Genomic DNA, 17,332 nt, shown 5'->3' on the forward strand with positions numbered 1-17,332 from the left:
GTTCACAAGGGAGTTGCCATGAAAATTCGTTCCAGCAACTATTTCACCCGTCTCTTAATGTACAGTCTGCTGATTGGCTCTATTCCAGTGATCATCGTTGGAATCATCTCATATTTCAAAGCTTCCTCAATCGTGCAGGACAAGGTAAACCAGAGCAGCATGGCGACACTTCAGCAGACCCAACTTCGTGTGGAGCAAACCCTCAAGACGATCGATCATTCGGTTACGCAGTATATTAGCTCGCCCCTTGTGGTGAATGCGATGTCGCTCCCTTATTCTGCAGCCCATTATCAGGTTTATAATGAGATGTACCAGAACATGGTGCGCAGCCAAACCTTCGAGCTGACGATAAACAATATGACTGTAGTAAATTTAAAAGGTAAATGGGGCGTCGACAACAACAATATTTTTACATTTGACGATGTAAGGAATCTGGATCATCTTCTCCGGTATGAGAAGCTGCCTTCATTTTCTCTTTGGGTAACGGACGAGGACAAAAGCTCGCCAAGTATTAGTCTCGTGAAGAAAATCCCGTTGAATTCGCTGAAAGCCAACGGACTGGCCATCGTGACCATCGCCGAATCGCAGCTGGCGAGCCTTCTGGCGGCCGACAACCAAATCGGTAGCATTATGGTAATGGATAAAGATTACCGGCTTTTGTCCCGAAGCGATCGGAAAATACAGCAATCCGGTTTTGAGCAACTTGTTGCCGAGATGCAAAGGCGAAATGAAACGGAAGGACAATTCAACGTTGAGCTTGATGGGGACAATACAACCGTTATCGTTCGTAAGTCAAGTTATAATGACTGGATTTATGTTTCCGCCATATTCATCAAGGATATTACCCGAGATTCCCGCTCTATAGGCTGGGTTACTCTGTTTGTATGCCTGCTCATGGTTCTGATAACCGGCGGACTCGCACTACTTGGTTCCCGTAATTTCTACCGGCCAGTTCGGAAATTGGCCGCAACGATTGCCAGCAGATTCGGAGATCCGCCAGATGAAGCCCGTACCGACGAATTCACCATGATCGGCTGTCGGTTGCAATCCATGCTGCAGACGGAATCCCGCCTCCTGGCTCAGCTGACAGGACAAGTACGGGAACTAAAGCAATTTTTTGTCATGAAGCTGATTCGCGGCGAGGAGAAAGAATCTCAGTTACCGGCCAGATTGAAAGAATATGGCTATCACGCCGATTGGAACTGGTATGCCGTACTCGCCATTCAGATCGATTTTCTGGAGCGGTCCCGGTATAGCGAAAACGACCGTGATCTGCTGCTCTTCGCGATCGCCAATATCGTCGGCGAGCTGATCCCCGCCGAGGAACGGCTAGATTCTGTGTTGCTGGAACAATCCCAGATCACGGTTGTCGGAGGTGCCGTAACTACGGATGTGGAGTACAAGAACCGGTTGTTTGCTGTAGCAGAACTGATCCAGAGAACAGTACTGCAATACCTGAAGCTGCATATTAGCATCGGCATCAGCCGTCCCCAAAATCAGCTCGTCGATATTTCTATCTCTGCCAAGCAAGCACTGGAGGCGCTTCGCTATAGGATCCGTTTCGGCGCGGAATCAGTTCTGTTTATCGATGATGTCCAGCCTGAAGACTTAGTATCCAGCGTGTTCCCGCACCGTGCAGCCAAAGAGCTCTACGATGCAGTTAAGCTCGCGGAGCGGACAAGGGCTGACGAACTGTTGGAGCGCTGCATTGGATTGATCTTTGAAGAGCAAGCCGACTGGCGCCAATATCGGATGGCATTGGTCAGGCTGTACACGATACTGACCGAGCTTGGACAGTCCGAGATAACAGCAGATACAAAGAAGAATACAGACGCGGAATTTCCACCCGATCAGGAAAAACAGCTTTTTGACAGATTGCTTGATCTAAAATCCCAGGAGGAAATCCGATTTTGGTTTAGTGAGACAGTCATTACTCCAATCATGCGCAGGCTGGAGCACCAGAGAAAGTCTCATGTCAAGAAAATATCGGACCAGCTAACTGATATGATCCATCAGAACTTCGACACCGAGCTTACGCTTGAAGCATGCGCAAAGCAATTGAATTATCACCCCAACCATTTGGGGCCGCTGTTCAGCAGGGAAAAGGGGATCAGCTTCAGCGAGTACCTGCAAAACTACCGTTTACAGATGGCGAAGCAATGGCTGGTAGAGACTGATATGAAGATCGGAGATATTGCGGATCGATTAACCTACACCAATCCCCAGAACTTCATTCGCTTTTTTCGCAAGATGGAGAACATGACGCCCGGACAATACCGGGATTTGCACTGCCATCAGAAAAAATGAACGCTTCAGCCGAAGACTCCCTGCGATAGGTCCACAGCCTGTCGTTGGGGGTCTTTTCATTATGATGTTACAGAGTAACAAGAAGTTACTCCTGATCGTATCCTCATGATTGTTCCGCACGTGATCATGATTATAACCTAAATAGTGGCAAATACCTTCCTTGATGATTATCCCTTGATTATAGACGTCGGCTTGTCGGACGCTTATCTTGAAGGTACGCACAAATAACACGAAGGTGGAGTCGAAGATGAATCAACCCAAAGGAAATCTTGCGATTGAAATATCTGCCCCGTTGAGAAAGAGACCCTATTTCTGGGGGCAGATACGGAGAAACAAATGGTTGTACGGGATGCTGGCCCCCGGGGTCCTTTACTTCCTATTATTCAAATACGCCCCGATGTGGGGACTTCTCTTGGCTTTCAAGGATTATCAGCCTTTCTTGGGCTTTTTCGGCAGTCAGTGGGTTGGCATGAAACACTTCGAGCGGCTATTCCATGATCCCGCGTTCTGGATGCTTCTGAGGAATACCCTGGTACTGGCCGGATACAATATTCTATTCTTCTTTCCTGCACCGTTCCTGCTCTCTCTTATGATTAATGAAGTGCGCCGTGAGAAATTAAAAAGAGCCATACAGACCGTCATCTACATCCCGCATTTTGTCTCATGGGTCGTGGTAGTCGGCATCGCCTATACCTTCTTTACAATCGACGGCGGACTGGTGAATGAAGCCATTATGGCAATGGGTGGAGATAAGATCAATTTTCTCGCCAGTTCAGGCTGGTTTAGAACCATGGTTACATTGGAGGTGATTTGGAAGGAGACGGGATGGGGAACCATTATATTTCTTGCAGCCTTGGCAGGAGTTGATCCCCAGATATATGAAGCGGCAAAAATGGATGGTGCAGGAAGGTTGCGACAATTATGGCATGTGACACTTCCGGCCATTCGCTCCACCATTATTATTCTTTTCATCCTCCGGTTGGGAAGCTTTTTGGATACGGGCTTTGAGCAAATTTTCCTGATGCTAAATCCGATTAACCGTGAGGTCGGAGAAGTGTTTGATACTTATGTATATACGGCGGGGATTACGCAAGGGCAGTTCAGTTTCAGTACCGCTGTTGGCCTTTTTAAGTCGCTGGTTGGATTTGTACTGGTCATCGGTTCCAACTGGTTGGCCAAAAGATTCGGCGAGGAAGGAGTGTATTAATCTATGAATCAACAAAACCGAAGCTGGAGCACCCGTATGTTTGACGGGATCAATGTCGCAATCCTGCTATTGGTATCGGCTGTGATGATCATCCCGTTTATTTACATCATATTGATTTCCTTCGCTACAGAGCAGGAGGTGCTGTCCAAGAGCTTCCTCGTATTTCCAACGAAATTCTCGTTAGAGGGCTACCGATATATCTTCTCTACTCCAATATTGCTGCGCAGCCTGGCAGTTACCATTGGGGTGACTGTGATCGGGACATTGGTGAACCTGCTGCTGACTGTGCTGATGGCGTATCCACTTGCCCGCAAAGATCTTTACGGACGGCGCGTTGTCATGCTCATGGTTATCTTCACAATGCTATTCAACGCCGGTATTGTACCTACTTTTTTGATTGTCAAAGAGCTGCACCTTACCAATACCTACTGGGCGCTTATTATTCCCAGCGCGATCAGTGCTTTTAATATGATCATCATCAAAAATTTCTTCCAGCAGTTGCCTGACGGCCTGGAGGAATCGGCCAAGATTGACGGTTGCAATGACCTTGGGATTTTATTCCGTATAGTCATCCCACTATCTCTGCCTGCGCTGGCAACCTTTTCACTGTTTTACGCAGTAACTCATTGGAATACCTTTCTGAGCGCTATTTTGTATATCAACGATTCGAATAAATGGCCGATCCAGGTCCTGCTAAGACAGATTGTGATTCTCTCGGAGAAGGGGTTGTCTGATATGAGCGAGGCCCCTCCGCCGCCGTCCAAGATTATCAATATGGCGGTTATTGTGTTCTCCACCGTCCCGATTCTGTCAATTTATCCATTTTTGCAAAAGCACTTTGCCAAAGGAGTGCTGCTAGGTTCGGTTAAAGGATGACCCTATTCATCTTTTAATACAATATCTTCAATATAATGAGGGGGAGTAAGACATGAAACAGTTAAGCTACAAAATGTTCCTGACAGGTCTCTTAGTCATTCTGACAGCCGCAAGTTTGTCGGCGTGTGGAAGCAAACAGGAAGGGAAGAGCCCGCAGGCAGGTGGACAATTTTCATTTACAATGATGAACCAGTATTCCTCGACTGAGCCGCCCAAAGCCGACAATTCGATTATCAAGCAAATCGAAGAGTATACGAATACCAAAATCAATGTCACTTGGGTTCCGGCGTCTGCTTACAATGACAAGGTCAACGTCTCTATCGCCTCCAATGATCTACCCCAGGTACTGATGATTGCGGATACCAAGTCCTCATCTATCATCAATGCGGAGCGGTCGGGTATGTTCTGGGAGATCGGACCTTATATCAAGGACTATCCTAATCTGAGCAAGTACAACACCAATGAACAGGTACTGAAGAATATATCGGTAGATAGCAAGGTTTACGGTTTGTACCGCGCCAGAGCTTTGGCCCGCCAAGGCATAACCTTCAGGCAGGATTGGTTAGATAATCTAGGCTTGCAGCAACCCAAGACCATCGATGATCTCTATAATGTTATCCGCGCATTTGCCCTAGACGATCCGGACAAAAATGGAAAAAACGATACATTCGGGCTGGTGGAAGCCGAGGATTCCGGCGGAGCAGGGTCCACAGGTCTCCTTGGATTCCAGACCATCGCGTCCTTCTTCGGAGCGCCCAACCAATGGGATATTCAGGATGGCAAAGCAGTTCCCGAGTCTATGACTAAAGAAAATATGGAAGCCATGAAGTTCTATAGGAAGCTGTATGAGGAAAAGCTGATTAATCAGGATTTTGCGGCTACCAAAGTCAACAAACAGCAAGAGCAATTCTTCCAAGGTAAGGCCGGGATGCTGTTCACCACCCTTGACTTCGTGATCACAGGAGGAAACGAGCTGAAGAAGGCCAATCCTGACGCCAAAATTGATATTGTCAGCAGAATTCAAGGACCAAAGGGGGAACAGGTATTTGCGACCACTGGATATAACGGAATGTTCGTGTTCCCAAAGGCTACAGTCAAGTCGGAGGCGGAGCTGAAACAGCTTCTTGGTTTCTTTGACAAAATCGTCGATGACCAAATGTTGTATACCTGGACGTGGGGTATCGAGGGGGTCCATTACACCAAAGGAGAGGACGGAGAACCGAAAATCACTGACCAAACAGCGTATGCCAACGAGGTATCTCCACTAAAGCAGCTGCCTACCTATGATGGTGCGCTGATGATCTGGAAAGGGAAGGGGGAGACGGACAATAAATTCCGTACCATGATGAAAGAAAACGAGGCCATTGCCGTATCCAACCCGGTGGAGCCCCTGATCTCTCAGACCGCTGTGGAAAAGGGAACGGAGCTGAACAAGATCATAACTGACGCCCGTGTCAAATTTATTATGGGAACTCTTGATGAAGACGGCTTCAATAAAGAAGTGGAGAAGTGGCGCTCTCAGGGCGGGGACCAGATGATCAAGGATTATACGGAGCTGTATGCTAAGCAGGCTAAGAAATAATGTGGCTATTTAAAGAAAATGAGGTGCGTTATGAGTTATTTGCTGGAGGACTTTGCATTTGATCTGCGGGCTTGTCTTGCGCCTAAGGAGCATATTTGGGTATGTAGCGGTTATAGCACCGTAGCTCCGGAACGAAATATGGTAATGGGAGTTAAGGGGTGCTACTCGCCCCCTTTTGCCGCTAAGGATCTGCATGCTGGGATTCACATGATCGTGAACGACCACGATATTGAGGATACAGGAAACTTGGGCAAGGGAGACTGCGGAGTACTTTACGCCGAAGAGCGCTGGCGCCCCGATCGAATTTTCCGCCGTGGCACATACCATCATTTTATCGGAGAAAGGCTGATTTCCTTAAGCGTTTGCAGTGAGCTGGTTCCATTATTGAACACCCATGGATTTGTTCTGAAGGTGACCATCCGCAACCGCAGCGGCAGCCCGGTGCCAGTTAGGTTGCGTCCCCGAGTAACACCGGGCAGCCCGGCTTATGTAGCTTATGACTTGTGGGACTATGGCTGGCCAGAGGCGGCAGCAGCGCCTGCTCAGGAATTGGAGCCTGGCTTGTGCGAACGCGAATCTGGGGGCTTGACCTTTGCAGTGTCCGGTGTTTGGGAGAATGAACAGGTCCGAGTAACTCTGCTGCGGGAAGGAGTTTGGGAAGCGGAGCTGGCCGACGGGGAAGATCTGGAGGTACGTCTTGGCATCATCATGACCGAGTCTGGAAATCCATTTTGCCCGGATGAGACGCTGGCAGAGCTGGAGCAGCGGACGACAGTAGGTTGGGAGAAGCGATTGGAGGATGCCGGCAAACGTCTGCCTTACTTGCAATCCGATATTCCTGGGCTGGAGGATTATTATAAACGTTCGCTTATTAGCGGACTCGTATGTTTATGGGAAAACCCTGAGTTCGTCATGACGCCGTTTCCTGCGGTATCTGGTATGGAGGGGGCGGGCATATGCTGCTATCCGTGGGATGTTGGCGGCTACGCAGCCAAAACGATGGTTCTTCTGCTTGGCAAGGAGAAGAGCCTGGAGTTGGCCAGACTGATGGTGGCAAGTGGAATTGACCGCCACTCTCGGTTTGCCCCAACCGGCAGAGGAGCGGACGTCCCTTACTCCTATAGCCTGTGGTCCTTTATCCATTTTGCTTGGTCCGCTATTGTGCTCCATGGGGAAGGGAGCGATCTGTTCCCGGCGATGAGACTGCTAACACTGTATGATGACCAGCGCCTTACCGAATGGAATGATTTGCTGGATTACGGTTTGCAGCATAATTTGCTCGAAATGCGCGGGGCGGGCTATGAGCACATTGTAGCCAGCCCTAATGCCGAGCGGGCCTGGAGCTACGACCGTCTGGCGGAGTTGGCATTGCATTTAGGAGCAGACCATGAGCCGGTTAAGGAGTGGCGGGAAAAGGCGGAGCGGATTCGAAAGTCAATCCGGGAGCATCTGTGGGATGATGAGGCTGGCTGGTTCAAGGCACTCTATCCCGGGGGCCACGAGGAAATAATCTACTCGATCCAATATTATGACGCTTTGCGCTTTGGCGCTTGTAATGAGACCATGATGGCCGGAATGCTCAGACAGGTAACAGACGATGCATTCCTCGGAGCTTACGGAGTAAGCAGTGTATCCGCCAGGGATGAACTTCATTATGAACTGAATGATCCGGACTGGTCCGGCAGTGGATCATACACGGGAGACGGACCGATGCTGGCTTTGACTTTATGGGAAAATGGCCAAAGTGGACCAGCTTGGAATGTACTGAAGCGTTTACTGTGGATGGGAAGGCATCTGCCCTATTATCCGCAAGAGCATTATTGTGACAGGCCTGCTGTACCTGCACATAAACGGGCCAATGTGGTGGCGGGGTTATCGGGGATGGAAGCTCTACTGTTCGGTATGGCGGGTATCGAACCAGGATTGGACGGCAGCTTATGGATACGTCCGAACCCGCCGGAGGAAGGTACGGTACGCGTTTCCGGTTTCCTATTCAGGGGACAAAGCATTGACGTCAGCATGAACCCCGGATATTGCGAGATTTCATGCAATGGCAGCATCGTTTATAGCGGTGCTCCGCAACGAGTATGGGTAGGTCGTTTTTCCGCAGAGGAGAGAGAAGTTACGGATTTAGGGGGTCTAACGATATGAACAAAGAGTCTTTTGATTTTGATATTATCATCGCGGGTGCGGGTGTCGGAGGTATTAGCGCGGCGCTTGCTGCTGCAAGATTGCAGATGAGGGTGCTACTGATCGAACAAGCCGGGGAAGTGGGGGGAACAGGTGTATTCTCGAGTGTATCCTTAATATGCAACTTCCGGGATTCACGGGGAAAACCGATTACCAGCGGCATTCACCGGGAGTTGTTCCCCGCCGCATACACGCATTACAATGAGAAGCTCGTTCCTACCTATGATGAGCAGGAGTTGAAGGCTGCATATGAGGGGCTATTGGCTTCCGAACCGACCCTTACGCTGTGGACCGACTGTAAGGTCTTCCAAGTTGATATGAAGAATGGACGAATTGTCCGTCTGCATATTCAGGGCAGCCGAACAACTGCGGTTACCGCTAAGATATACCTCGACGCCACTGCCGACGGCAATCTTTCCGCGTTGGCGGGATTGGAGTACAAACTGGGCAGAGAAGGCGACGGTAAGCTGCAGTCCGCCACTGCCACCTTCAAGGTCAGCGGTATAGACTGCTCCCGGCTGAAGGAGCCGGATATTCGGCAGTGGTCAGCCATTCATTCGTTGCGAAGGGAGCTGTTGCCTTATTACCTCGACATGAAAGCGGCAGGCCTCACCGGCAACACCCGGCAGAGCATTACTTGTTTTCCTTATCCAGATGGAAAAGCCCTGCTGTTCAACTCTACTTCGGTGCTGGATGTAGACCCCACCCGGCCGGAAACAGTTATTAGAGGGAAAGAAGAAGGTATTCGGCAGGCGCAGGAGCTGTTTGAGGCTATTAAGCAGCATCCCGCTTTCCATCATGCCCAGCTGGAATATATCGCCCCTAAACTGGGTATCCGAGAGGGGCGGCGAATTGTCGGAGAATACGAACTGACTGCAGAGGACTGCCTGCAGAGCAGGCGCTTTGATGATATGGTGGCAGCATGCGCTTATTCCTTGGATATTCATAGTCCGGATGGAGGCGCCAGTAGGCTTGAGAGCATCCCTGAGCCAGGCTACTACCATATTCCATACCGTTCGCTTATCCCCAAGGGCTGCACCAATCTATTACTCAGCTCCCGATGCATCAGCGGCACCCACGAAGCTCACAGCTCCTACCGGATCATGGCCTCGGTAAGCGCCATCGGGGAAGCATCGGGTACAGCTGCTGCGCTCTATGTATTCCAGGGGCTACAGAATGTCCGGAAGGTTCAAACTTCCCACATCCGGTTCCTTCTCCAGCTGCGTGGTCAATTTATAGAAGGAGAGGTGGAGCGGATTCCAATGCCAGCAAGCTCTGCATGGGCGGAAGAGATAAATTAATACGGAAAAACTCTAATTATCTTTGATAACGCTTACAGAGTCATTTGTGATTGAGTTCCAGTTCAAGATAAGGGAGTGAACGTCATGTTCGTGAAAAAGTTGATGATCCGTTTGGTACTTGTCTTGCTTGTGTCAGTCAGTGTTATTGGGGCGGTAGCACCCCATACCGTCGCTGCCCAGCCCCAGGTCGACGTAATTTTGAGCTCACCCCCAATATACAGCGGTGTTAACAAGGCTTGGCCTGGTGACGCAGACAAAGACCCGACACACGCTGCGACGACCAGGAACGGCAGGGCGTGCTGGACGACGTCACAAGATCCGCTAAATCCCTTTCTCTACATTGATGTAGGGAGCTCCGCGAAACCTGATGGCGCGACGTACGCAATCGTGTCCGTTGACTACTTTGACGCAGCGGCGACGACCATGGCCATCGAGTATGACGGTCAAAACAACGCATACCAGGCCACCCCTTGGATACCTACAAGCGGCAGTCAGACTTGGAAAAATCAGATTTTTGAACTGAACGGAATTAGGTTCGCAAATGGCACAAACGGTGCAGATTTCCGTCTGCGCGTTCACAGTATCAATGGCGTCATGCCGGAAATCTGTTTCGCGCGAGTCCAGGTGACTTTTGCAACGACCCCAGCGCTATCCGTGATGAACCCGAGTCTGCTCTTCACAACCAATTCCGCAAACCTGGATTTTGGCACAGTGGGTGACTTGGTTTCATATGAAATTACGGATGATCAGGGCGTGAGTCTTCGCACGGGATCTGTACCCGTAGGAGCTGACGGACATGCTTCGCTATCGGTGCAGGACCTCGGTCCGGGATTTTACAACCTCACTTTCTCAAGCCTGATTGATGACCAGATGGTAACGCGCACCACAACGTTTGGCATTGTGACCCCGACGCCAGCCGGCGCCTTAAGCCCTGATTCCTTCTTCGGGATCGACACACACTTTGGTCACTACAAATCCCTTGAAGACGGACTCATGAATTCTCTGGCGACAATCGGCTATGGCCACATTCGCAGCGATATTAACTGGTCATTAATTGAAAAGCAGCCAGGCGTGTACAACTGGGCTGGGTATGGTTTTGAAGCCAAGTCACAACAGTCTCTTGAACTCGGCATGACTCCCCAGGGTGTTCTGGCCTACAACAATGCAAATTATGACAACGGGAAAACGCCGAGCTCCGCGGCTGGCCTAGCCGCGTTTGGTCAGTTCGGAAAAGCTGCCGCCGAGCACTACAAAGGGAAGGTCAGCGATTTCAACATCTACAACGAGTTCAATGGCACCGGCTTCAACAACGGTGCTTGCGGTACTACTGCAGCCTGCTATGTACAGATGCTTCAGGCTATGTACGGCCCCATTCACGAAGGAAACCCCGACGCGAATGTCATAGGCCCGATTCCATCTACCATTGACGATAACTGGAATAATGCCTTTTTCGCTGCCGGCGGCATCAACTACATTGATACGTTCGCGACGAATGTCTACGGTTACGCTCTCAAGGGGGCAAACACCCCGCCCGAGCAAACCCTATTGGTATCGAAGCTTCCTGCGTTGGTGCAGCAGGTGAGGCAGGCGGCTGGAAATCGGCATGTCCCCGTGTGGATTACGGAGAACGGTTGGCCCACGTATGCCCCTGGCTCTACGGAGCTCCAGCAAGCGGATAATCTGGTGCGTGCTCAGGTGCTGGCAAAGGCAGCAGGCGTGGATGTCTTCAGTTGGTACTCGGCTATGGATGACGGTACGGACCCCAATAATAGGGAACATCACTTTGGACTGTTCGGGCAACCCGTCGATGGCGTAGTCGGCGTAGCTCCGAAACCGGGAGCTGTCGCAAACGCTGTGCTCATTCGCGCGGTGACCGGAAAGACTCTTGGTGCCCGCGACAGCCTCGGCTCCGCTACCGCCTACTCGTATCCGTACACAGGAGGAGGCTCGACGACTCGGGTGATGTGGTCCACGGGCTCCGAGGACATTGCTTTGCATACTACCCAGCCTCTGATCGTCACTGATGAATATGGCTCGGCTCAGACGGTGAATCCGACAGACGGCGCGGTCATTCTGACGCTCAACGGCAGCCCGATCTACGTCACAGGCAATGTTGACAGCTTAGGCTTAGCGCAGTCAGCGATCACGATGAAAGTTGCCGACCAGTCGATCAAAGGAGAGGCGGTTCTTGTAACGGTGACTGCAGATCGCTCGGACCGCAAGACGGATCTTCCCAATGAGTTGACGATCATTGCGAACGGGGCACAACCTATAAAGCTTCGAACTTCCCCAGGCAAGGTAACGAGCGCCACTATCAGCGTTCCTGCAACCATGCTCCTTGGCCAGCGAACTATAGCCGTAGATGTAACGAAAGCGAAGCCGGGGAAAGGGGGCAACAATAAGCACGAGCCGAGTCTTGTTGCCGGCTTGAGGGTAACGACAAATGTCGTCAAGCCGTTCGAGATCAGCGTCCAGCCAACAATCACCTCAGATGCGACGTCCCGAAGCTATTTTCTCGACATCGATCTGAAGAATAATCGAACCAGCGCCTTCACGGCGACCCAAGTTACCTACCAAGTTGGGCCGGCATCTGGGGAGGTGCCGGATGTGGCCAATGTCTCTGCGAATGGAACTGCATCGATGCGGTTCCCGCTCTCCGACATTCCGTTGTTCGATTCCCTGAGGTATAGCGTGACCGTCGATAGCGAGAACGGTTCGGACACTTTATCCGGATCGATTTCCTACGCTCCCATCGAGCCCACAGACCACCAATCGTTGCCCGCAATCGACTTGGCGACGCAAGCGACATGGGTATCGATTTCCGGGTCACGAAGCGGCAACAGCGATCTCAGTGGGCATCTGCGCATCAACTACAACAGCGACGCACTTGTGATTGACGCCATGGTCACAGACGATAAACATTTCGGCGCGCGCACTCCAAGCACACTATGGCAGACCGATTCCATCCAGTTCAGTACCTATGACCGAGTGCCAGGACACGCTGGCGGACAGCGTGTTGAAATCGGGGCTGCACTTCTCGACAGCGGACCGTCAGTTTACACCTTCGCGGCGCCGGCCGGCCAGCAGTCGGGACCAACCCCTGGCGCTAAAGCGAACATCGTTCAAGACGGAAGTAACATGCACTACGTCATCTCTGTCCCGTGGACCTCGCTAGGGTTTAGCGGACCGCCGATGCAGACCATTGGAATCTCGTTCCTGGTGAATGACGATGACCGGGGATCCAGTGGCGATTCCCGCGATGGTTTCTTGCAGTGGGGATCAGGAGTCGGCACGACACCGAAGAACCCCTCATTGTTTCGCCACGCACAGCTGGTACTGTAAAGAACATATCTGAACCGAAGATGCAGAAGATTTGATTTATAAGCACGGAACAGGACACGAGATAAAAAAACAATAGAGACAGCCGGTAGATCGGCTGTCTTTTTCTATTATAGCGTGCCCAGAGGCAAGCATTATCTAGTTGGTGAAAGTCCAACCAAAGGCGGGGCTACAAAGTCTTATAGGTCCCTTCGGGCTTTCCCTTAACATGGTGAGGTCTTTCGATGGTGGGGCTATTCCAACCGTACTTAACGCAAATAGAAAGGATCCGATTATTCCGAACGTTTGTCCGGTGAGAAGCAACGGGACTATCAGAGCGCTTACGAGCGTGAGCATTATGCGTAAAAAGCAGACATGCAAAGGGCAAGGAAGGAACGGTTCAAAGATGAAGTACCAATTACAGATGGCTACACAAATCAAACTTTAGAGCGAGATGGCCAATCACATATCGAACATGTCATATCCGCAAAAGAACTTCATGATGACGATTGGCTTCGATTATATCTAGACGTAGATGAACGCAAGGATTTAGCGAATAGCGACAACAATAAGACTTGGACGAATGCCAGTTTAAATAAGTCTAAACAGGACCAAGACCTGATAAAATGGATGGAAACTCCATCTACAAATGACGAAACAAAGACAAACGCGCAGTATTATAAAGTAGACAAAGAACAGGCCAAAGAACTTTATTCACAAGCTCGCCGGGAAAGAAACAAACGTCTATACAACAAAGTCGGGAAGGAAGTCATGGTGCAGTGTGAAAGATTTGCTGAGCAAAAAGAAGAAACAATCCATTAAACTAAAGGACGAGCTTCCAGGACGCCTGAAATCCATTGCCCTCCTTATCACGGACAAATGGAAGGAAGTCATTAAGCAGTTTATAGACGGTGCAATTACTGGATTCGTATCAGAACTAATCATCTTCCTGATCAACAACTTCATTACCACGATGAAACGCATGGTTCGGATCATCAAAGAAGGACTTATGTCCCTTGTTAGTATGATTCGCTTCCTTCTTAATCCACCGGAGGAGATGTTACCGGAAGAGGTCCATCACCAGTGTATGAAGTTGGGGATGTCTATCCTCGTCACATCGGGCGGTATTTTGCTGGAGGAAGTAATCGAAAAGTTTCTCATGGCCCAGGTGTGGATAGCACCGATAGCGAACTTCCATGCACCTGTAATAGCAGGTCTTTCAACGGGACTCATTCTTTCCCTCTTAACTTATGGGATCGACAAACTCGATTGTTCGGTGCACGAGAGAGAAAAATCGACAGACAAATATCGCAATCTATCATGGACCAGCTTTGGGAAGTTGAAGTGGAGTTAAGCAAGATATATTTATCGAAGAAATCGTCACATCGTTCACTAGTGCCTGTTCAGCTAACTGACAGGATGATGTAGCGATGATCCCGAATTTCTAACTAAGTAAATTAATGGAAGTGAAATATTTATTAGAAATGCTGAGGTGAAAATGAATGATAAGAGAAGTAGAGATGCTTGCTCATTCCATTAAAGAATTGAAGGAGTTTTATGTGGATTCTCTTGGGCTAACTGTAATTAAAGAAAATCAAACTTCATTTAGTGTAAAAGTTGGGGAGTCTAGCCTATCCTTTAAAGAGTCTGAACAAAGCGTAAAACCTATGTATCATTTTGCTTTTAATATACCTGAAAACAAAATGGACGAGGCGGTGCGATGGATAACTCCTAAGGTCCCTATAATACTCGATCAAGACAAGCAAGTAGTGCACTTCAAGGACTGGAATGCCCATTCTATTTATTTCTGTGATCCCGCAGGCAATCTTGTAGAATTGATTGCACGGCATAATTTGAACAATTCAACCGATCAATTATTTTCTCAAGCGAGTTTATTATGCGTAAGTGAAATCGGTTTGCCTGTACCCAACGTTGAAAATGCAGTACTCAAACTATCACATGCAAGGATCTTTCCTTGGCGGGAATATCATAGCAAATTTGCTGCTGTCGGTGACGAGCAAGGGTTGCTTATTGTTGTAAAGGAAGGCAGGGTCTGGTTTATGTCAGACAAAGAATCGTATCCATATAAACTAACAATAAAGACTGATGTCTGTGAAGTTACCCTCGATGATTCAAATGGAATGAATGTCACGAGGTTATAGAACCTACGTAGAAAGGCCGCTTCTTCAACTAACGGGAAACGTTAGTTAAATGAACCAGCGACAGTCGAGGATTTTATCGTCCTTTGCTGTCGCTGTTTCAATTTCTAGGGTCAGTCTAAAACTTATTTTTATGGATTCTGATGGTATGATAGTTCGAAAAGCCTCGTGGAATAAAGACATTCAGTCTAAATGCTGTCAAAAGGAAATAAAGTTGTAGACTGAGAAAATAAAGTATTAGACTGAAGATGCTTCATTGATCGGGTAGGTTAGTTTAACTCAGGAAACAAGAATAGAGAACAAGCGTGCTTTATATATATAATATATTAGTATAAATCAAAACGAAACGGAAACGGAGATCTGGTTTGCTTGATAAAGCAATGTAGATTCTTCTTTAGTGTAAGAATATTATAAATAACTCAATTTTGGAGGAGTCTGTATGCCATATTGTTAACTTATATTATTTATAAAGTTGGGTTTGGTGAATTAAGACAAGGTTTTGGTACGGCGCTGGCCATGGTCTTGTTCTTAATCATACTGATCATTACAGTCTTCCAGTTGGGCAAATCGCACTTTTTTTGGTTACCTTAGTAGTGGCTATTCTATTTTTCTTTCCTATTTTCTTTAATTTGATGTCGGCCTTTAAGAGTAATGCAGAGATCATGAAGGATGCCATTGCTTTTCCGAAAACCCTTTATCTGGACAGCTTTAAATACCTGTTAACAGAAACAGAGTTTCCACGAGCGATTCTGAACAGTCTGATTCTGACAGCGGTGTCTATCTCCGCACAGGTCTTGATCATTCCCATGGCAGGGTATGCCATTGAACGTAGAAATACTAGATGGACTCGGTTTATGTTCGTATATTTTTTGGCCGGAATGATGATTCCTTTTCAGGCGTATATGATTCCTTTGTTTAAAGAGCTTAGAATGCTAGGATTGTACGGTAGCCTTGCGGGACCCATTCTTATTTATGTAGCCGGTGCAGTAGGTTTTGGATGTCTGCTGTATACCAGTTTTGTCAAAGGAATACCTAGAGAAATTGAAGAAGCGGCAGAGATTGATGGCTGTTCTCGGTACGGGATATTTTGGAGAATTGTTTTCCCGCTATTAGGGCCTGTTACGGCAAGTATGGTTGTCTTGAACGGACTTGGAATCTGGAATGATTTCTTGATGCCGATGCTGGTATTACCTTCAGGACAGGCTAAGACGATGGTTGTGGAAATTTACCGTTATATCGGAGAATTCTCTTCCCGTTGGGATATGATTTTTGCGGGAACAGCGATGTCGGTGGTGCCTGTGTTGATTGTGTTTATCGCTTTGCAGAAGTATTTTGTGAAGGGGATTGCGTCGGGAGCGACGAAGGGGTAATTCATAAGAGGGATGTATCCTGTAACCACTTAGTGGACAGCGGAATACACCCCTTTTTTCGTAGGCGTAAAGATCTTTAAAGTGTACTTGGATTCGCAGTTAAACGGCGATAGCCCATTGGCGGGAGACCTGTCCAGCGTTTGAATTGTTTGCTGAAATGGGACACATCACGGTACCCCAGTCGTTGAGCAACCGATTCGACAGATAGACTATTATCCATCAGCAGCAGTTTGGCGTGTCGAATGATTAAGCGTGATAAATATTGCCTTGGTGACATCCCATAGATTTGATGAAAAGCACGATTACAGTGAGTAGTGCTATATCCGAGCTTGGCAGCAATGTCCTCAATACCGCCACCTCTTTCGCCTGTGCTGGCAGCGGTGGAGACGGATTCCTGCAATAGTCCTTCAATAGCGTTAGCTAGGGCAACTGTATTTTCTGTAGCTTCTGTATCTGCTGGGAGAGGCATTTCCGAAAGCACCCAACCGCTGAGCGCGGTCAGAAGCTGCAGTGAAGCATGCAGTGTGATCAAGCGATTTCTATGTATGTCTTTAGACTCTGACAAGATGGAAGAGTTAATGATTACATCTAGCGCGGAACGGATGGCCAGCAGTTCGGGGGTGTTCCCGCTGAGACTAACAGCATCTGCTGTAAGTAAGGCACGCCGCAAAATCAGGTCATCAATATCAAAATGCAGGCAGTAATAAGTCATGTCACAGTCAGCATTTGAACCCATACTACTATGCTCAACACCGGGACGAATGAATAAAATATCGCCGCTTTTCTGTATAAAAGACTTATTGCCTACCGTCATTTGTTGCTCACCTTGAAGGACAATATTAATCTCAAACATCGGATGAGTGTGTACAGGATATTGCCAATCCAAATTTACTTTTCTCCAATGTGCGGCGAAGATATGAAAGGCTGCTTGAATGTCTGGTGACATCTGACCGTCAATAGAATTATGGAAGGCGGGATCATTCGAGATCATTTCAATCCTCTTTTACAATAAAATTTGGCTT

At 48.6% G+C, this 17,332-nt stretch carries 12 protein-coding genes; 11 read left to right on the forward strand and 1 reads right to left on the reverse strand.

Annotated elements, in window-relative coordinates:
- Positions 1-18: 18 nt before the first annotated feature.
- From MKX35_RS16160 to MKX35_RS16210, 11 genes are all read left to right on the forward strand, one after another.
- Positions 19-2,307 carry a helix-turn-helix domain-containing protein gene (locus tag MKX35_RS16160; protein WP_076286697.1) on the forward strand — a complete coding sequence of 763 codons (2,289 nt, stop codon included), beginning with the start codon at positions 19-21 and terminating at the stop codon, positions 2,305-2,307.
- Positions 2,308-2,554: 247 nt separating this feature from the next.
- Positions 2,555-3,514: an ABC transporter permease gene (locus MKX35_RS16165; RefSeq protein WP_076300866.1), complete on the forward strand. Its 960-nt coding sequence runs from the start codon at positions 2,555-2,557 to the stop codon at positions 3,512-3,514.
- A gap of 3 nt (positions 3,515-3,517) precedes the next feature.
- Positions 3,518-4,390 (forward strand): carbohydrate ABC transporter permease, encoded by an 873-nt coding sequence (locus tag MKX35_RS16170; protein WP_076286699.1) that lies wholly within the window; start codon positions 3,518-3,520, stop codon positions 4,388-4,390.
- Positions 4,391-4,442: 52 nt separating this feature from the next.
- Complete coding sequence (locus tag MKX35_RS16175; protein WP_076300867.1) at positions 4,443-5,972, forward strand: extracellular solute-binding protein; 1,530 nt, start codon at positions 4,443-4,445, stop codon at positions 5,970-5,972.
- 30 nt (positions 5,973-6,002) lie between these two features.
- Positions 6,003-8,123: an MGH1-like glycoside hydrolase domain-containing protein gene (locus MKX35_RS16180; protein ID WP_076300868.1), complete on the forward strand. Its 2,121-nt coding sequence runs from the start codon at positions 6,003-6,005 to the stop codon at positions 8,121-8,123.
- Positions 8,060-9,463, forward strand: a complete 1,404-nt coding sequence (locus MKX35_RS16185) for an FAD-dependent oxidoreductase (RefSeq protein ID WP_081383074.1) — start codon at positions 8,060-8,062, stop codon at positions 9,461-9,463. The genes MKX35_RS16180 and MKX35_RS16185 overlap by 64 nt, the downstream gene beginning before the upstream one ends.
- 84 nt (positions 9,464-9,547) lie before the next feature.
- Positions 9,548-12,805, forward strand: coding sequence for a hypothetical protein (locus MKX35_RS16190; protein WP_076300869.1), 3,258 nt, complete (start codon positions 9,548-9,550; stop codon positions 12,803-12,805).
- Between the two features lie 351 nt (positions 12,806-13,156).
- Positions 13,157-13,603 carry a hypothetical protein gene (locus tag MKX35_RS16195; RefSeq protein WP_076286704.1) on the forward strand — a complete coding sequence of 149 codons (447 nt, stop codon included), beginning with the start codon at positions 13,157-13,159 and terminating at the stop codon, positions 13,601-13,603.
- Complete coding sequence (locus tag MKX35_RS16200) at positions 13,563-14,135, forward strand: hypothetical protein (protein WP_076286705.1); 573 nt, start codon at positions 13,563-13,565, stop codon at positions 14,133-14,135. The genes MKX35_RS16195 and MKX35_RS16200 overlap by 41 nt, the downstream gene beginning before the upstream one ends.
- A gap of 148 nt (positions 14,136-14,283) precedes the next feature.
- Entirely contained in the window at positions 14,284-14,943 is a 660-nt protein-coding gene (locus MKX35_RS16205; protein ID WP_076286706.1) for a VOC family protein, read from the forward strand.
- A 629-nt stretch (positions 14,944-15,572) separates the two neighbouring features.
- Positions 15,573-16,310: a carbohydrate ABC transporter permease gene (locus tag MKX35_RS16210; protein WP_143759585.1), complete on the forward strand. Its 738-nt coding sequence runs from the start codon at positions 15,573-15,575 to the stop codon at positions 16,308-16,310.
- Positions 16,311-16,386: 76 nt separating this feature from the next.
- Here MKX35_RS16210 and MKX35_RS16215 read toward each other — a convergent pair whose 3' ends face one another.
- Positions 16,387-17,301, reverse strand: coding sequence for an AraC family transcriptional regulator (locus MKX35_RS16215; protein ID WP_076300871.1), 915 nt, complete (start codon positions 17,299-17,301; stop codon positions 16,387-16,389).
- Between the last annotated feature and the right edge of the window lie 31 nt (positions 17,302-17,332).

It is taken from the genome of Paenibacillus sp. FSL R5-0923, assembly GCF_038009145.1.
Classification (GTDB): Bacteria; Bacillota; Bacilli; order Paenibacillales; family Paenibacillaceae; genus Paenibacillus_AQ.